The organism is Streptomyces sp. NPDC002104 (genome assembly GCF_053593795.1).
The window spans coordinates 41,655-59,224 of the sequence record NZ_JBSFDF010000015.1; the positions used below are offsets into that span (position 1 = coordinate 41,655).

General features: G+C 73.6%; 14 protein-coding genes. 12 read left to right on the forward strand and 2 right to left on the reverse strand.

Annotation, left to right across the window (positions count from 1 at the left end; all coding sequences use genetic code 11):
- Positions 1 to 182: 182 nt before the first annotated feature.
- The 7 genes from ACWCP2_RS15760 to ACWCP2_RS15790 all read left to right on the forward strand — a co-directional run bounded on the left by ACWCP2_RS15760 (position 183) and on the right by ACWCP2_RS15790 (position 9,755).
- Positions 183 to 998, forward strand: coding sequence for a TIGR03084 family metal-binding protein (locus ACWCP2_RS15760; RefSeq protein ID WP_450909132.1), 816 nt, complete (start codon positions 183 to 185; stop codon positions 996 to 998).
- The gene (locus tag ACWCP2_RS15765; protein ID WP_450909133.1) at positions 995 to 3,109 is read left to right on the forward strand and encodes an acyclic terpene utilization AtuA family protein; all 2,115 of its coding nucleotides are present in this window, start codon (positions 995 to 997) and stop codon (positions 3,107 to 3,109) included. The genes ACWCP2_RS15760 and ACWCP2_RS15765 overlap by 4 nt, the downstream gene beginning before the upstream one ends.
- Positions 3,106 to 4,704 carry an acyl-CoA carboxylase subunit beta gene (locus tag ACWCP2_RS15770; RefSeq protein WP_450909134.1) on the forward strand — a complete coding sequence of 533 codons (1,599 nt, stop codon included), beginning with the start codon at positions 3,106 to 3,108 and terminating at the stop codon, positions 4,702 to 4,704. The genes ACWCP2_RS15765 and ACWCP2_RS15770 overlap by 4 nt, the downstream gene beginning before the upstream one ends.
- A gap of 8 nt (positions 4,705 to 4,712) precedes the next feature.
- Complete coding sequence (locus tag ACWCP2_RS15775; protein WP_450909135.1) at positions 4,713 to 6,692, forward strand: acetyl/propionyl/methylcrotonyl-CoA carboxylase subunit alpha; 1,980 nt, start codon at positions 4,713 to 4,715, stop codon at positions 6,690 to 6,692.
- Positions 6,689 to 7,864, forward strand: coding sequence for an acyl-CoA dehydrogenase family protein (locus ACWCP2_RS15780; protein ID WP_450909136.1), 1,176 nt, complete (start codon positions 6,689 to 6,691; stop codon positions 7,862 to 7,864). The genes ACWCP2_RS15775 and ACWCP2_RS15780 overlap by 4 nt, the downstream gene beginning before the upstream one ends.
- A gap of 545 nt (positions 7,865 to 8,409) precedes the next feature.
- Positions 8,410 to 9,165: an enoyl-CoA hydratase family protein gene (locus tag ACWCP2_RS15785; protein ID WP_450909137.1), complete on the forward strand. Its 756-nt coding sequence runs from the start codon at positions 8,410 to 8,412 to the stop codon at positions 9,163 to 9,165.
- On the forward strand, positions 9,153 to 9,755 hold the full coding sequence (locus tag ACWCP2_RS15790) for a TetR/AcrR family transcriptional regulator (RefSeq protein ID WP_450909138.1): 603 nt from the start codon (positions 9,153 to 9,155) through the stop codon (positions 9,753 to 9,755). The genes ACWCP2_RS15785 and ACWCP2_RS15790 overlap by 13 nt, the downstream gene beginning before the upstream one ends.
- Positions 9,756 to 9,861: 106 nt before the next feature.
- Here ACWCP2_RS15790 and ACWCP2_RS15795 read toward each other — a convergent pair whose 3' ends face one another.
- Positions 9,862 to 10,977 (reverse strand): citrate synthase 2, encoded by a 1,116-nt coding sequence (locus tag ACWCP2_RS15795; RefSeq protein ID WP_450909139.1) that lies wholly within the window; start codon positions 10,975 to 10,977, stop codon positions 9,862 to 9,864.
- Positions 10,978 to 11,214: 237 nt separating this feature from the next.
- Between ACWCP2_RS15795 and pdxH the strand changes: the two genes are divergently transcribed.
- The 3 genes from pdxH to ACWCP2_RS15810 all read left to right on the forward strand — a co-directional run bounded on the left by pdxH (position 11,215) and on the right by ACWCP2_RS15810 (position 14,302).
- Entirely contained in the window at positions 11,215 to 11,838 is a 624-nt protein-coding gene (gene pdxH, locus ACWCP2_RS15800; RefSeq protein WP_450909140.1) for a pyridoxamine 5'-phosphate oxidase, read from the forward strand.
- 400 nt (positions 11,839 to 12,238) lie between these two features.
- Positions 12,239 to 12,874 (forward strand): PH domain-containing protein, encoded by a 636-nt coding sequence (locus tag ACWCP2_RS15805; RefSeq protein WP_450909141.1) that lies wholly within the window; start codon positions 12,239 to 12,241, stop codon positions 12,872 to 12,874.
- 102 nt (positions 12,875 to 12,976) lie between these two features.
- Positions 12,977 to 14,302 (forward strand): PAS domain-containing protein, encoded by a 1,326-nt coding sequence (locus tag ACWCP2_RS15810; protein WP_450909142.1) that lies wholly within the window; start codon positions 12,977 to 12,979, stop codon positions 14,300 to 14,302.
- Between the two features lie 87 nt (positions 14,303 to 14,389).
- Here ACWCP2_RS15810 and ACWCP2_RS15815 read toward each other — a convergent pair whose 3' ends face one another.
- Positions 14,390 to 15,145, reverse strand: coding sequence for an SIS domain-containing protein (locus tag ACWCP2_RS15815; protein ID WP_450909143.1), 756 nt, complete (start codon positions 15,143 to 15,145; stop codon positions 14,390 to 14,392).
- A 268-nt stretch (positions 15,146 to 15,413) separates the two neighbouring features.
- Between ACWCP2_RS15815 and ACWCP2_RS15820 the strand changes: the two genes are divergently transcribed.
- Both ACWCP2_RS15820 and ACWCP2_RS15825 read left to right on the forward strand, forming a co-directional pair.
- Positions 15,414 to 16,106: a metal-dependent transcriptional regulator gene (locus tag ACWCP2_RS15820; protein ID WP_266878626.1), complete on the forward strand. Its 693-nt coding sequence runs from the start codon at positions 15,414 to 15,416 to the stop codon at positions 16,104 to 16,106.
- 406 nt (positions 16,107 to 16,512) lie between these two features.
- Positions 16,513 to 17,454, forward strand: a complete 942-nt coding sequence (locus ACWCP2_RS15825; RefSeq protein ID WP_450909144.1) for an alpha/beta fold hydrolase — start codon at positions 16,513 to 16,515, stop codon at positions 17,452 to 17,454.
- Positions 17,455 to 17,570 lie beyond the last annotated feature (116 nt).

The window sequence follows — 17,570 nt, forward strand, 5'->3', positions numbered from 1 at the left end:
GGCCGTGACGGGGATCCTCGCCGCGGAGGCGGGCGACGCGCAAGCGGGGCCCCGGACGCCGGCCGCGCCCAAATCCCCTCCAGCCCACCCCCGTTCGCTTTCCAAAAATAAATGCAAGCACGCTTGATTGTTTTCCTGACGGCTGCCACGCTTCCCCTCACGCCGAGAAGGGGAGCGCACCCGTGCCCGATCCGTCCGCTGTCGAGAACGTCCTCACCGTCTTCGCCGATCTCCGCGAGGAGGGCCGGGAACTCGACTCCCTGGTCGGGGAACTGCCCGCCGCCGACTGGGCGAAGCCCACACCCGCACCCGGCTGGAGCCTCGCCCACCAGATCGCCCACCTGCACTGGACCGACCGTGCCGCGCTGCTCGCGCTCACCGATGCCGTCGCCTTCGCGGGGCTGGTCGAGGAGGCCCTGAAGGCCCCCGACTCCTTCGTCGACGCGGGCGCCGAGGAGGGCGCCGCACTCGACCCCGCCGAGCTGCTCGCCCGCTGGCGGAGCGGCCGTACCGCCCTCGACGAGGCCCTCGCCGCGGCCTCGCCCGACACCAGGTTCCCCTGGTACGGACCGCCGATGAAGGCCGCCTCGATGGCGAGCGCCCGCCTGATGGAGACCTGGGCGCACGGCCAGGACGTCGCCGACGCGCTCGGCGTGCGCCGCGTACCGACGGCCCGGCTGCGGCACGTGGCACGGATCGGAGTGCGGGCGCGCGACTACGCGTACGCCGTACGGGGCCTGCCGGCGCCGGAGGGGGAGTTCCGGGTGGAGCTGGCGGCTCCGGGAGCTCCGGGCGAGGTGTGGACGTACGGGCCGCAGGACGCGCCGCAGCGGGTCACCGGGCCGGCGCTCGACTTCTGCCTGCTGGTGACCCAGCGCGCGCACCGCGCGGACCTGGCCCTGACGGCGACCGGCCCCGATGCCGACGGCTGGCTCGACATCGCCCAGGCCTTCGCGGGCCCGGCGGGCCCGGGCCGTACGCCGGGGGCCTCGCGGTGACCCGGCGCCCCCTGCTGATCGGGAACGCGTCGGGCTTCTACGGGGACCGCTTCTCCGCCCTGCGCGAGATGCTGACGGACGGCCCCCTCGACGTGCTGACCGGGGACTACCTGGCCGAGCTGACCATGCTGATCCTCGGCCGCGACCGGCTGAAGAACCCGGAACTCGGCTACGCCAAAACCTTCCTGCGCCAGTTGGAGGAGTGCCTGGGCCTGGCCCACGAGCGGGGCGTACGGATCGTGGTGAACGCGGGCGGCCTGAACCCGGCGGGACTCGCCGGAGCGGTACGCGCGCTGGCCGCGAAGCTGTCCGTGCCGGTCGCGGTCGCGCACGTGGAGGGCGACGACCTGATGGCGCACCCGCTGCCGTCCCCTCTCCCGTCCGGGGAGGGCGCGCTCACCGCGAACGCCTACCTGGGCGGCGCCGGGATCACGGCCTGCCTGCGGGCGGGCGCCGACGTGGTGGTGACCGGCCGGGTCACGGACGCGGCGCTGGTGAGCGGGCCCGCGGCCTGGTGGTTCGACTGGGCGCCGGACGACCACGACCGGCTGGCCGGGGCGGTCGTGGCGGGCCACGTACTGGAGTGCGGCACCCAGGCCACGGGCGGCAACTACGCCTTCTTCACCCGGCACGACGTGTCCCGCCCCGGGTTCCCGCTGGCGGAGATCGCGGAGGACGGCTCCTCGGTCATCACGAAGCACCCGGGCACGGGCGGAGTCGTCTCCGTCGGTACGGTCACGGCGCAACTCCTCTACGAAACCCAGGGAGCCCGCTACCTCGGCCCCGACGTGACGGCCCGCCTGGACACGGTCCGGCTGTCGGACGCGGGCACGGACCGGGTCCGGATCTCCGGGGTCCTGGGGGAGGCCCCGCCCGGCACCCTGAAGGTGGGCGTGACCCGCATCGGGGGCTGGCGCAACGAGGTCGTCTTCGTCCTGACGGGCCTGGACGTGGACGCGAAGGCGGCGCTGGTGCGCGCGCAGCTGGCCCCGCTGCTGTCCTCGGTGGCCTCCGCCGCCTGGACGCTGTCCCGCACCGACCACGAGGACGCCCCGACCGAGGAGACCGCGAGCGCGCTGCTGCGCCTGGTGGTCCGGGACCCGTCCCCCGACCGGGTGGGCCGCGCGCTGACCTCGGCGGCCATCGAGCTGGCCCTGGCCAGCTATCCGGGCTTCCACGTCACGGCCCCGCCGTCACCGGCCCAGCCGTACGGGGTCTTCAGCGCGACCGAGATCCCCGCCGCGGAGGTCCCCCACAGGGCGGTCATGCCGGACGGCACGATGCTCCCGCTGGACGCGGCCGCCCGCATCCCCGCGGGGCCCACCCCGCAGGACGGGCATGCTCCGGCTGCGCGGGACGCGTACGCGCCGGCTGCGCCGGATCCGCATGCTCCGGCTGCGCGGGGCGCGTACGCGCCGGCTGCGCGGGATCCGCATGCTCCGGCTGCACGGGACGCCTACGCGCCGGGTGCGCCGGATCCGCATGCTCCGGCTGCGCGGGACGCCTACGCGCCGGGTGCGCCGGATCCGCATGCTCCGGCTGCGCGGGACGCCTACGCGCCGGCTGCGCCGGATCCGCACGCCCCGGCCACGCCGGACCCGCACGCCCCGGCCACCCCCGACCCGGTGCCGCCCACCCGCCGGGTGCCGCTCGGTGCGCTCATCGGGGCGCGCAGCGGGGACAAGGGCGGGGACGCCAACGTCGGGCTGTGGGCCGAGACGGCCCCCGCCTGGGAGTGGCTGCGCACCGCCCTCACCGTCGAAGCCTTCAAGGCGCTGCTCCCCGAGACGGCCCCACTGGAGGTGAGCCGCGCCGAACTCCCGAACATCCGCTCCCTCAACTTCACCGTCACCCGGATCCTCGGCGACGGCGTGGCCTCCGGCCACCGCTTCGACCCCCAGGCCAAGGCCCTCGGCGAATGGCTCCGCTCCCGCCACGTGGACATCCCCGCAGCCCTGCTGCAGCTGTCCACGGAGGCCCCGGCAGCCCTGCCCCACCCGCCCGCGGCGGCCCCCGCAGCCCTGCTGCGGCCCCCAACGGAGCCCCCGGCAGCAGCGCAACCGCCCGCGGAGCCCCCCGTACCCACCACCGCCCCGGAGGGGACCCCGTGACCCGCCTCAAGAGTGCCGTCGACCCGCTCGCCCCCGAGCACGCGCAGGCCCGTACCGCCGCGCTGGAGCGGCTCGCCGAGCTCGATGCCGCGCACGCCGCCGCCCTCGCCGGGGGCGGGGAGAAGTACACCGCCCGGCACAAGACCCGCGGCAAGCTCCTCGCGCGTGAGCGCGTCGAGCTGCTCCTCGACCCGGACACCCCGTTCCTGGAGCTGTCCCCGCTCGCCGCCTGGGGCAGTGACTACCCGGTCGGCGCCTCCATGGTCACCGGCATCGGGACCGTCGAGGGCGTCGAATGCCTGGTCACCGCCAACGACCCCACCGTCCGCGGCGGCGCCTCCAACCCCTGGACGCTGAAGAAGGCGCTGCGCGCCAACGAGATCGCCCGCCAGAACAGGCTCCCCTGCATCAGCCTCGTCGAGTCCGGCGGCGCCGACCTCCCCTCCCAGAAGGAGATCTTCATCCCGGGCGGCGCCATCTTCCGCGACCTCACCCGGCTCTCGGCCGACGGCGTCCCCACCATCGCCGTCGTCTTCGGCAACTCCACCGCCGGAGGCGCGTACATCCCCGGCATGTCCGACCACACGATCATGATCAAGGACCGCTCCAAGGTGTTCCTGGGCGGCCCGCCGCTGGTCAAGATGGCCACCGGCGAGGAGAGCGACGACGAGTCCCTCGGCGGAGCCGACATGCACGCCCGGACCTCCGGCCTCGCCGACTACTACGCCCTCGACGAGCAGGACGCCATCCGCCAGGCCCGTCGCGTCGTGGCCCGCCTCAACCACCGCAAGGCACAGCCCGATCCGGCGCGCGCCGAGGAACCCCTCCACGACCCGGAGGAACTCCTCGGGATCGTCCCCGCCGACCTGAAGACCCCCTTCGACCCCCGCGAGGTCATCGCCCGGATCGTCGACGCCTCCGACTTCGACGAGTTCAAGCCCCTGTACGGCACCAGCCTGGTCACCGGCTGGGCGAGCCTGCACGGCTACCCGGTCGGCATCCTCGCCAACGCCCAGGGGGTGCTCTTCAGCGCGGAATCGCAGAAGGCGGCCCAGTTCATCCAGCTCGCCAACCAGCGGGACATCCCGCTCCTCTTCCTCCACAACACCACCGGCTACATGGTCGGCAAGGAGTACGAGCAGGGCGGCATCATCAAACACGGCTCGATGATGATCAACGCGGTGTCGAACTCGAAGGTCCCGCACCTCTCCGTCCTCATCGGCGCCAGCTACGGCGCCGGCCACTACGGCATGTGCGGCCGCGCCTACGAGCCCCGCTTCCTCTTCGCCTGGCCCAGCGCCAAGTCCGCCGTCATGGGCCCCGCCCAGCTCGCGGGCGTGCTGTCCATCGTCTCCCGGCAGTCCGCCGCCGCGAAGGGACAGCCCTACGACGAGGAGGCCGACGCCGGCATGCGCGCCTTCGTCGAGGCGCAGATCGAGTCCGAATCCCTGCCGATGTTCCTGTCCGGACGGCTGTACGACGACGGGGTCATCGACCCCCGCGACACCCGCACCGTCCTCGGCCTGTGCCTCTCGGCCGTCCACAACGCCCCCGTCGAGGGCGCCCGTGGCGGCTTCGGCGTCTTCCGGATGTGAGCCCGCACATGACGAATCCCACCCAGAGCCAGACCCCTTTTGCCTCACAGACCCCCCTGACCTCCCTCCTCGTCGCGAACCGCGGCGAGATCGCGGTCCGCGTCTTCCGTACGGCCCGCGCGCTGGGCCTGGCCACCGTCGCCGTCCACTCCGACCCCGACGCCGACGCCCTGCACGTCCGCGAGGCCGACGCGGCCGTACGGCTGCCCGGCGCGGCCCCCGCCGAGACCTACCTGCGCGGCGACCTGGTCATCGCGGCCGCCCTCGCCGCGGGCGCCGACGCCGTCCACCCCGGCTACGGGTTCCTCTCCGAGAACGCCGACTTCGCCCGCGCCGTCCGCGCCGCCGGGCTCGCCTGGGTCGGCCCGCCGCCCGAGGCGATGGAGGCCATGGCCTCCAAGACCCGGGCCAAGGAACTGATGCGAGCCGCCGGGGTCCCGCTGCTGGACCCCGTGGACCCGCACGCGGCCACCACCGCCGACCTCCCGCTGCTCCTCAAGGCCGCGGCGGGCGGCGGCGGCCGCGGGATGCGGGTGGTCCGCGACCTCGACTCCCTCAAGGAATCCCTCGAAGCGGCCTCCGCCGAGGCCCTGTCGGCCTTCGGCGACGGAGAGGTCTTCGCCGAGCCCTATGTGGAGCGCGGCCGCCACGTCGAGGTGCAGGTCCTCGCCGACTCCCACGGCACCGTCTGGGCACTCGGCACCCGCGACTGCTCCCTCCAGCGGCGCCACCAGAAGGTCATCGAGGAAGCCCCCGCGCCCGGTCTCCCCGAAGGCCTGCGCACCACGCTCCACGAGGCGGCCGTGGCCGCCGCCCGAGCGGTCTCGTACGAGGGCGCGGGCACGGTGGAGTTCCTCGTCACGGCCGACGGCCGCCCGTACTTCCTGGAGATGAACACCCGCCTCCAGGTGGAACACCCCGTCACCGAAGCCGTCTTCGGGATCGACCTCGTCGCGCTGCAACTGCGGATCGCCGAGGGCGCCGCCCTGCCCCTGGACCCTCCCGCGCCCGCCGGACACGCCGTCGAGGCCCGCCTCTACGCCGAGGACCCGGCCGCCGACTGGCGTCCGCAGACCGGAGTCCTGCACACCCTCGACGTCCCCTCCACGGTCCGCGTGGACACCGGTTTCACCGACGGGGACACCGTCTCCGTGCACTACGACGCCATGCTGGCCAAGGTCGTCGCCCATGCCCCGACCCGCGCCGAGGCGGTCCGTGCCCTGGCCCACGCCCTGGCCGGAGCCCGGATCCACGGGCTGACCACCAACCGCGAGCTCCTCGTACGCTCCCTGCGGCACCCGGAGTTCGCGGCGGCCCGGCTCGACACCGGGTTCTACGAGCGCCACCTGCCCGCCCTCACCGCGGCCGGCCCGGACGACCGGGCCCCCGTGCTCAGCGCCCTCGCCGCCGCCCTCGCCGACTCGGCCCCCGCCCCGGACGCCCCGCTCGCCACCCGCCTCGGCGGCTGGCGCAACCTCCGCTCCCAGCCGCAGAGCCGCCGGTACACGGCGGGCGGGGCGGACGGGGCGGAGTACGAGGTCCGGTACCACCCGTCGCGCACCGGCACCCCGGAGCTCCTGGACCACCCCGGCGTACGGGTCCTGTCCGCCGCGCGGCACCTGGTGACCCTCGAAGTGGACGGCGTCCGACGGCTGTTCCACGTGAAACATAAATCGAACACGGCCTACGTGGACTCCGTGCTCGGAGCCCACGCCCTGACCCCCGTCCCCCGGTTCGAGGACCCCCAGGACCGCACCGAACCGGGCTCCCTGCTCGCGCCCATGCCCGGCACGGTGGTCCGGGTCGCCGAGGGCCTCGCCCCCGGCAGCCCCGTCACCGCCGGGCAGCCCCTGCTCTGGCTGGAGGCCATGAAGATGGAGCACCGCATCCTCGCGCCCGCCTCCGGCACGCTCACCGCGCTCCACGCCGTCACCGGCCAACAGGTCGAATTCGGCGCCCTGCTCGCCGTAGTCCAGGAGGAAGCATGAGCTCCACCCCAGGCACCACGACCGTCGAATCCGAAGAACACCGGGCTCTGCGCGCGGCGGTGGCCGCCCTCGGCCGCAAATACGGCCGCGAGTACCTCGCCCGCGTCGCCCGCGAGGGCGGCCACCCCGACGAACTGTGGGCGGACGCGGCCGCACTGGGCTACCTCGGGGTCAGCCTCCCCGAGGAGTACGGCGGCGGAGGCGGCGGCATCGCCGAACTGTCCATCGTCCTCGAAGAACTCGGCGCCGCCGGCTGCCCGCTCCTCATGATGGTCGTCTCGCCCGCCATCTGCGGCACGGTCATCGCCCGCTTCGGCACCGAGGAACAGAAGCGGGCCTGGCTCCCCGGCCTCGCCGACGGCACCCGCACCATGGCCTTCGGCATCACCGAACCCGACGCCGGCTCCAACTCCCACCGCATCACCACCACCGCCCGCCGCGACGGCGACGACTGGATCCTCACCGGCCGCAAGGTCTTCATCTCCGGCGTGGACATCGCCGACGCCACCCTCATCGTGGGCCGCACCGAAGACGCCCGCACGGGCAGCCTCAAGCCCTGCCTGTTCATCGTCCCCCGCGAGGCATCCGGATTCGCGTACACCCCCATCGACATGGAACTCCAGGCGGCGGAGAAGCAGTTCGAGCTGGTCCTGGACGAGGTGCGGCTCCCCTCCTCCGCGCTGGTCGGCGACGAGGACGCGGGACTGCTCCAGCTCTTCGCGGGCCTCAACCCCGAGCGCGTCATGACCGCCGCCTTCGCCATCGGCATGGGCCGCTACGCCCTCGCCCGGGCGGTCGACTACGCGAAGTCCCGCCAAGTCTGGAAGACCCCCATCGGAGCCCACCAGGCCATCGCGCACCCCCTGGCGGCCGCCCACATCGACCTCGAACTGGCCCGCCTGATGATGCAGAAGGCGGCCCACCTGTACGACGCGGGGGAGGACATGGCCGCGGGGGAGGCGGCGAACATGGCGAAGTACGCGGCGGGGGAGGCGTGCGTCCGGGCGGTGGACCAGTCCGTCCACACCCTGGGCGGCAACGGCCTCACCCGCGAGTACGGCCTCGCCGCCCTGATCGTCGCCTCCCGGGTGGCCCGGATAGCCCCGGTCAGCCGGGAGATGATCCTCAACTTCATCTCCCACCAGACCCTGGGCCTCCCCAAGTCCTACTGAGCCGCCTCCCTTCTTGACGCGGAGCTCGCACCGCTGCGCGGGCCCCCCTTCTTGACGCGCCCCTCGCACCGCTGCGCGGGCTTCGTGTCGCTGCGCCGGACTCCGTCCGGCGGTGGTGGGTCGGCGTGGCCCACCACGGCCGCCTGATCCTGGTGCGGGTGGGCGGGTGCGGGTGGGTGGTCCCTGCGGGGCGAGGTCCCCTACCCGCCCTTCGCCCGTTCCCCGGGGCTGCGCCCCGGACCCCGTTGCGGCGTGCGGCGCCGTTGCCGGGGGCCGGCCCCCGGACCCCCGCTCCTCAAACGCCGGAGGGGCTGGATCTTGCCCCAGGGGGTCCGGGCAGCGCCCGGGGAACGGTGGAAGGGCGGGTAGGGGAACTCCGCCCCGCGCAGCGGCACACCCGCAGCCCGGGCTGCGGGTGGGGGCGGGCCCCGCGCAGCGGCAAGGGGCGCAGTGGGGGGTTCGCCCCGCTCGGGCTTGCCGCAGGCGGCCCGCATACCCTCCCCGGAGGGGTACAGACCGAGCCGACCACCCCCTCCGGAGGAGACATGCCCCCACTGGTCCACGCCGCGCGAACGCCCGGCCTCACCACCCTCACCCTCGACTCCCCGGCCAACCGCAACGCGCTCTCCGCCCCCCTGGTCCAGGAACTCCGCACGGCCCTGGCCACCGCCGCGGCCGACGCCGCCACCCGGGCCGTGGTCCTCACCCACACCGGCACCACCTTCTGCGCCGGCGCCGACCTCAAGTCCCCCTGCGACCCCGCCGACTTCCTGGCCCTGCTCCGCGAGATCGCCGAACTCCCCCGGCCCGTCGTCGCCCGGGTCACCGGCCACGTCCGCGCGGGCGGCCTCGGGCTGCTCGGGGTCTGCGACATCGCCGCCGCCGGGCCGGGGTCCACGTACGCCTTCACCGAGACGCACCTCGGCGTCGTCCCGGCCGTGATCTCCGCGCCCCTGCTCCCGCGTCTGGACCCCCGCGCCGCCGCCCGCTACTTCCTGACCGCCGAGGTCTTCGACGCCGCCGAAGCCACCCGCATCGGACTGCTCACCCTCCACGGCACGGACGCGCAGGACGCCGAGGGGCTCGACACGCTCCTCGCCCCCGTCCTGGACGGCCTGCGCAAGGCCGGCCCCGAGGCCCTGGCCGCGACGAAACGGCTGGTCAACGCCCCCGTACGGGCCGCCCTGGAGCGGGACGGGGCCGCACTCGCCGAGCTGTCCGCCCGGCACTTCGCCTCCCCGGAGGCCCGCGAGGGCATCAGCGCCCGCTTCGAGCGACGGGACCCGTCATGGCTGCGGTGACCACCGAGAGCGGGCCCAAGCAGGCCCGCAGCCGCGTGACCCGCCGCCACCTCCTGGAGGCGGCCGTCTCCTGCCTCGCCGAGCAGGGCTGGGCGGGATCCACCGTCGCCGTGGTCGCGGAGCGCGCCGGTGTCTCGCGCGGCGCGGCCCAGCACCATTTCCGTACGCGCGAGGAACTGTTCACGGCGGCCGTCGAGTACATGGCCGAGGTGCGCTCCACCGCCCTCCTGGACCTGTTCCCGCGCGGCGGCACCGCCGCGGCCCGCGCCGATGTGGTCGGGGCGCTCATCGACCTGTACACCGGCCCGATGTTCCGCGCCGCCCTCCAGCTGTGGGTCGCGGCCTCCCACGAGGAGCAGCTGCGCCCCCGCGTGGCCGAGCTGGAGGCCCGCGTCGGCCGCGAGACGCACCGCATGGCCGTGGAACTGCTGGGCGCGGACGAGTCCGTACCGGGCGTACGGGAGACCGTGCAGGGCCTGCTCGACATGGCCCGCGGCCTGGGCCTGGCCAACGTCCTCACCGACGACACCGCCCGCCGGGCCCGGGTGGTCGCGCAATGGGCCCGGATCCTGGACTCCGAGCTCGGCTGAATCGGCGGCCACCGCAACGCCGAGGGCGCCGCACCCCCGAGGGGATGCGGCGCCCTGCGGCACGGTGGCGGCGGCCCTGTGCGGGGGCAGCCGGCGTCGGGTGCGGTCAGCCGGTGGCGGAGATGTCCGTGATGTCGCCGTATCCCTCGATCTCGCGCGGGTTGCGCACGCCCGGCCCGGTGTAGCGGGCCGAGGGACGCACCAGGCGGCCCGTGCGCTTCTGCTCCAGGATGTGCGCGGACCAGCCGGCGGTACGGGCACACGTGAACATGGAGGTGAACATGTGCGCCGGGACCTCCGCGAAGTCCAGCATGATCGCGGCCCAGAACTCCACGTTCGTCGCGAGCACCCGGTCGGGACGGCGCGCGTGCAGCTCCTCCAGGGCGGCCTTCTCCAGCGCGGCGGCGACCTCGTAGCGCGGGGCGTCCAGTTCCTTGGCCGTACGCCGCAGCACGCGGGCGCGGGGGTCCTCGGCGCGGTAGACGCGGTGGCCGAAGCCCATCAGCCGCTCGCCCTTGTCGAGGGCCTTCTTCACGTACGCCACGGCGTCGCCGGTGCGCTCGATCTCCTCGATCATGCCGAGGACGCGCGAGGGCGCCCCGCCGTGCAGCGGCCCGGACATGGCGCCCACCGCCCCGGACAGGGCGGCCGCGACATCGGCCCCCGTCGAGGCGATGACGCGCGCGGTGAAGGTCGAGGCGTTCATCCCGTGCTCGGCGGCCGAGGTCCAGTAGGCGTCGACGGCCTTGACGTGGCGCGGGTCGGGCTCGCCCCGCCAGCGGATCATGAACCGCTCGACCACGGACTCGGCCTTGTCGATCTCGCTCTGCGGGACCATCGGCCGGCCCTGGCCGCGCGCCGACTGGGCGACGTACGACAGCGCCATCACGGCCGCCCGCGCCAGATCGTCCCGCGCGGTCCGCTCGTCGATGTCGAGAAGCGGTTTCAGGCCCCACACGGGGGCGAGCATGGCGAGCGCGGACTGCACGTCGACCCGGATGTCACCGGAGTGCACCGGGATCGGGAAGGGCTCGGCGGCCGGCAGACCGGGGTTGAAGGCACCGTCGACCAGCAGGCCCCAGACGTTCCCGAAGGAGACGTGGCCCACGAGGTCTTCGATGTCGACGCCCCGGTACCGCAGCGATCCACCCTCCTTGTCGGGTTCGGCGATCTCCGTTTCGAACGCGACGACTCCCTCGAGACCGGGTACGAAGTCGGACATCAGGCGGCTCCTCAAATAGTGCGAACACGCGCGGCTCCCGGCGTGATTCGCGGTCCGGCGCGGTCATCCCCGTTGATGCCCGGCACGGCCGATGGTCATCCGTTCGGGACCGTCGGACCGGCCCCAAGATTTTGTCCGTTCCGCTTGGCGCGGGGAAGCGTGACATACGGCACAGTCGCGGACGCCCCACTGCGGCAGGATGGCCGGGTGACCGATCAGCACCTTGACCCTGCCGACATGCGCAAGCAGTACCGTTCCCAGCTCGTCGCCGAGGAGAGCCTCGCCGGGGAGCCGATGGGCCAGTTCGCGCGCTGGTTCCGGGACGCGGCGGAGGCGAACGTCTTCGAACCCAACGCGATGGTCGTCGCGACCGCGACCCCCGACGGCCGGCCCAGTACGCGCACGGTCCTGCTGAAGCAGTTCGACGAGCGCGGCTTCGTCTTCTTCACGAACTACGAGTCCCGCAAGGGCCGCGAACTGGCCGCCAACCCCTTCGCCTCCCTGCTCTTCCCCTGGCACCCCATCGCCCGCCAGGTCGTCGTCACCGGCACGGCCTCCCGGATCGGCCGGGACGAGACGGCGGCGTACTTCCGCTCCCGCCCGCACGGCTCCCAGCTGGGCGCCTGGGCCAGCGAACAGTCCACGGTGATCGCCTCCCGCGCGGAGCTGGACCGCCGCTACGCGGAACTGGAGGCCCGCTACCCGGAGGGCGAACAGGTTCCGGTTCCCCCGCAGTGGGGCGGCATCCGCGTGGTTCCCGACGCGGTGGAATTCTGGCAGGGCCACGAGAACCGCCTCCACGATCGCCTCCGCTACGTCCTGGAGGCCGGCGTCTGGCGCGTGGAACGCCTCTGCCCCTGACCCCGTAGGGGGCCGTGCACGAGAGGGGCCGTGCACGAGAGGGTCCGTGCACGAGAGGGTCCGTGCACGAGAGGGTCCCCGTACACGCAGACGACCCGCGAGCTCGGGTTTCCCCCCTGCAGTGGGGGAAGCCGGCCGGACGTACCGGCGAGCTCGCGGGTCGGGTGACTGCTTGGGATTGGCGCCGGCGACTCCGCCGGGCACCGCACTGGGTGCGTGCGACAACGGGCGCTTTAGCCCGCAGCCACCTCACGCGTCCGGTTTCCGTACATTGCGGCAACCACCTCCCTTCTCGTGTGACACAGAGCCTAGGCAGCCCCGTCCGGGCCCACAACTGTTTATTTCTCCCCGGTGTGCGGGCGAGGATGGGCCCGTTGGGAAGCAAGATCCAGGGGGAGCCATGCCGGACATCGCACTGCCACGCCACTACCGGACGAAGCCGGGGAACCGGGCGCTGATCGTCGCCCTGGTCGGAGGTCTCGCGCTCCTCCTCGTGCAGAGCTGGGAGCTGCCCGTGCCGGCCTGGCTGAGGGTGCTGTTCATCGCCCTCATGACGGTCTTCGTCGCGTGGGTCCTGTACGCCCGGACGCGCCGCTTCACCACCGTGGACCTCGAGGGCATCTCCCTGCGGAACGCGCTCGGTGTGCGCCGTCTCGCCTGGGACGACATCCACGACATCCGTTCCGTGGTCATCCCCCACACGCAAGGGGGCGCCGGGCCCGGCCTCGTCGTGTACGCCTACCGCACCGACGGCCGGCGGGTGGGCCTGCCGTGCATCGACGACAACGAGCTGACGGACGCCGAGCAGGTCGAGCAGGAGGCCGAGGCGCTGCGCTCCCTCCTGGCGGAGCACCGCCGGGCCGACTGGACGCCCGACCCGCAGGCCGAGCCGCGCATCGCCGGGCGGACGGCGCAGTGGGAGAACGCCTACCGGTGGGTCACCGGGTGGCGGGTGGCCGTGGTCGTCGTCGCCCTCACCGTTGCCGTGGGCCTCGGGGTGATCGCCGTGGGTGTCATGACCTCCGGCTCGTCCTGACCGGATTTATCGTCCCAATCCGCAGAAACCCGTGTGGGCTGCGTCACGTTCGCGTTCAATGACGTGACGTGCCGCACACGCGAACACCTGCAGGGGGCCCAGGTGACTGCATCCGGACGTAGTGAGACCGCCGACGATCTGCTCGCAGCGCTGCTGGACGGGATGGACGCGGCCCTGTGCGCGTTCGATGCCGACGGCGTGATCACCCACTGGAACCGTGAGGCCGAGCGGATCCTGGGGTGGTCGGCGATCGAAGCCGTGGGGCGCAAGGGGTTCGCGGGGTGGGCCGTGCGGGCCGCCGACGCGCAGGACGTGCAGGACCGGCTCATGGCCGCGCAGGACGTGCCGGGGCGGCAGGTGCACGAGTTCGCCCTGCTGACCAAGGACGGCGGGCGGGTCCTCGTGCGCACCCAGTCCGCCGGGGTGCCGGGCGCCGACGGGAAACCGGCCGGGGTCTACTGCGCCTTCAGCGAGGTGCACGCGCAGATCGACCTGGAACGTTCCATCGCCCTGAGCGAGGCGCTCATGGAGGACGCCTCCTGGGGGGTCGTGCTCGTCGACGTGGACCTGCGCCCGGCCGTGGTCAACGTCCACGCCGCCCGCGCCTTCGGCTCCGGCCGCACCGTGCTGCTCGGGCGGCCGCTGGGCGATCTGCTCGCGCAGGGCGTGGAGGAGCTGGAGGGGGCCCTGCAGCACGTACTGGCCGAGGGCGCGCCCCCGGCGCCGCTGGAGCTGTGGGTGTCCGTACGGGGCCCCGAGGGCGTGCGGCGGCGGTGCTGGCGGTGCGGGTTCCTGCGGCTGGCGTCGCCGCTCGCGGAGGAACCCGTACCGCTCGGGGTCGCGCTGCTGTTCCAGGACGTCACCGAGGCCCGGCAGGCGCAGCTGGACACGGCGCAGCTGCGGTTCCGGTCCCATCAGCTGTACCGGGCCGGGCGGGCCGCCGCCGAGTGCGAGGACCCGGCGGAGGCCGCTGCGGTCCGGCTGGAGTTCGCCCTGGCGGGCTTCGCCGAGCACGCGCTGGTGGACGTACTGGATCCGCTACGGGACCTGGCGCCCGCGCGGCTGCTGCGCTGGGGCGCCTCCCCGCCCGGACTGCCGGAGCTCCCCGAGCCCGGGGCGATCCCCGTGCGCTACGAGGCCGGCCACCCGGCGCTGCAGGCGCTGGACCGGGCCGGGTCGGTGCGGGCCAGCTCGCCGCGCGGGCAGGCCGACGGGGCGTGGGCGCTCGCCCGGCGCTGGCCCGAGGACGCGGCGCACGCCCTGTGCACGGTGCTGCGCAGCCGGGGCCGGAGCCTGGGGACGCTGACGTTCCTGCGGGGACCGTCCAGGGCCGCCTTCGAGCGCGCGGACGCGGCGTACGCGGAGGAGGTGGCGGCCCGCGTCGCGGCGGACCTGGACCTGGCGGGGGGCCACCCGGCGGGGACCTGAGGGGACCTGCGTCGTCTCTTTCGGATCTTGTCGGCCGAGCCCGCGGTGCCAGGCGTCGCGGGTCCGGCAAGATCCGAAAGAGACAGCCTAGTGGCGGAAGAAGATGCGGTCGCCGTACTCCTGCATGACGCGGCCGTTCCACTCGTGGCCGCCGTCCACGTTGCCCGAGCGCAGCAGCGGCGGCTCGACCCCGCGGGCGACGAGCTCGCCGGCCGCGGCTGCCATCACCGCTTGCATGATCGCGCTGGTCACGACGGTGGAGGCGGGGGCGAAGGGGGCTTCGATGCCCTCGTGGGTGAGCTCGGCGTCGCCGACCGCGATCTTGCTGTCGAGGACGATGTCGCAGTGGTCCTTGAGGAAGGTGCCGGAGACGTGGCGGGACTTGGTGTCGGTCGCGTAGGCCACCGAGGTGACGCCGATGACCTTGAGGCCGATCGCGCGGGCGTTCATGGCCATCTCGACGGGCAGCGCGTTGCGCCCGGAGAGGGAGATGATCACGAGGACGTCGCCGTCACTGGCCGGGCTGCTGTCCAGGACCGCCCCGGCGAGGCCGTCGACGCGCTCCAGGGCGCTGCCGAGGGTGGCGGGCATGACGTCGATGCCGGCGGTTCCGGGGACGGCGAGGAAGTTCATGAGGGCGAGCCCGCCGGCCCGGTAGACCACGTCCTGCGCGGGGAGCGAGGAGTGCCCGGCGCCGAAGGCGAAGAGCTTGTTCCCGGCGGCCACGGCGTCCGCGATGACGGTGCCGGCCTCGTTGATGCGGGTGGACTCCTCGTCCCGTACCCGCTCCAGCAGACCGATCGCGGCGTCGAAGAACTGACCGGCCAGCTTGCTCTCGCTCATACGCCGATGGCCTTCCGGGGTGGGAGTGGGTGAGGTTGTCGTCCGTGTCCGCCGCTCACCGTGCGGTCTGGACCAAGGGCGTGTCAATACGAACGTCGATCCAAGGGGCGAAAGGCCCGGTGGGCGGCGTAATGAGAGGCGGACGGGGGGTCCGGGGGCGTGTTTCGGGGCAGTCCGGAACGGCCCTTGACGTCCAGCACGGGACGGTTGTCGGCACGATGGGTCAGAATTGGGTGCAGGGCCAGCGCACGCAATCCGAGGGGCACGAATGTCCGGACTGATCGATACCACGGAGATGTACCTCCGCACCATCCTCGAACTGGAAGAGGAAGGCGTGGTCCCCATGCGCGCCCGTATCGCCGAGCGGCTCGACCAGAGCGGCCCGACGGTGAGTCAGACGGTGGCGCGGATGGAGCGCGACGGCCTGGTGGCCGTCGCCAGCGACCGGCACCTGGAACTGACCGAAGAGGGGCGCCGGCTGGCGACGCGGGTGATGCGCAAGCACCGTCTCGCGGAGTGTCTGCTCGTCGACGTCATCGGCCTGGAGTGGGAGCAGGTGCACGCCGAGGCCTGCCGCTGGGAGCACGTGATGAGCGAGGCGGTGGAGCGGCGCGTACTGGAGCTGCTGCGCCACCCGACGGAATCGCCGTACGGGAACCCGATCCCGGGGCTCGAGGAACTGGGCGAGAAGGCCGAGGCCGATCCCTTCCTGGAGGAGGGCATGGTCAGCCTGGCGGAGCTGGACCCGGGCGTGGAGGGCAAAACCGTGGTGATCCGCCGGATCGGCGAGCCGATCCAGACGGACGCGCAGCTGATGTACACGCTGCGGCGGGCGGGCGTGCAGCCCGGCTCCGTGGTCAGCGTGACCGAGTCGCCCGGCGGTGTGCTGGTCGGCAGTGGGGGCGAGGCCGCGGAGCTGGAGGCGGACATTGCCTCCCACGTGTTCGTGGCGAAGCGCTGACGATGCTGGTGAAGCGCTGACGATCCTGGTGAAGCGCTGACGTTCTGGTGAAGTGCTGACGATCCTGGTGACGTGCTGACGCACGGACGTTCGATCAGGTCGCCAGTGCGAGCGAATCCGGCTGGTGTCGGCGCGTGCGGGCCGGTGCGGATCTGTATGGATGGTCCCGGCGCCTCGCGGCGCCGGGACCGGTCCTCCCCTTTTCGACCTGGAGCCCCGAGCTCTCAAGGTCATCCCTTCGGACCGTCTTCCCCGAGCGGTCCGCCTCCCTGTTGAAAGGATCTCCATCGGCAGCGGCGGTCAATCCTTGAGCAAGGTCACTCGAAAGAGCGGTGTTGTCGGCGAGAACCCCGTTTTCGAATACGGGTTCGATACTGTGACCGGGAGCGAAGGGGGTGCATCTGCGGTGGTACGACGCCTCGATGTGACGGGGGCCGACGGCGTACGCCTGGCGGCCTGGGAGTTCCGCGGAGCGGCTGCGACCGTGCCGGTGGGTGCGCCCGCGGCCGCGGAGCCGGATCCGGCGACGTCGCGGCCTGCGCTGCGGACGCCGTCGGGTGAGCCCGCGGCCCTCTTACTGCACGGTCTGATGGGCCGGGCCTTCCACTGGGCGGGCACCGCGCGCTGGCTCGGCGCGAGCCGCCGCGTGGTCGCCCTCGACCAGCGCGGCCACGGCCAGAGCGAGCGCCCCCCGGCCTCCGGCCCCGGCAGCTCGGTCGCGTACGGCCGCGAGGCCTTCGTGGCCGACGCCGAAGCGGCGGTCGAGCAGCTCGGCCTCGCGCCGGTGACGCTGATCGGCCATTCCATGGGCGCCCTCACCGCGTGGCAGCTCGCGGCCCGCCGCCCCGATCTCGTGGCGGCCCTGGTCATCTGCGACATGCGGGCGTCCGCGCTGGGCGAGGCGTCGCAGCAGGAATGGGAGGAATGGTTCCGGCACTGGCCGCTGCCGTTCCCCACCCAGGACGCCGCGCGGCGCTGGTTCGGCGAGGACGACCCGCGGGTCGAGCGCCCGGATCCCGGCCGGGGCGAGTTCTTCGCGGAGGTCATGCACGAGGCCGACGACGGCTGGCGCCCGCTCTTTTCGCGCCGCCAGATGCTGACCGCACGGGAGACGTGGGTGCACGACGCGCACTGGGAGGAGCTCGCCCAGGTCCGCTGCCCGACGCTGGTCGTCCGCGGCCTCGACGGCGAACTGGGCCGCGCGGAGGCCCAGGAAATGGTCCGCGTCCTCCCGGCGGGCCAGTACGCGGAAATCCCCGACGCCGGCCACTACCTCCACTACGACCACCCGGCGGCCTGGCGCGCGGCGGTGGAACCGTTCCTGGAGGGCATCAAGGCCTCGGCGTGAGGGCCGGGCGGTGCCCCCGGCAGGGCCCACCGGGACGGCAAGGGTCGCTCCGGGTCCGGGTGGGACGGACCTCTGGCGCCCCCTGAGGGGCCCTGGGGTGTGCGCGGGGCCGCCGC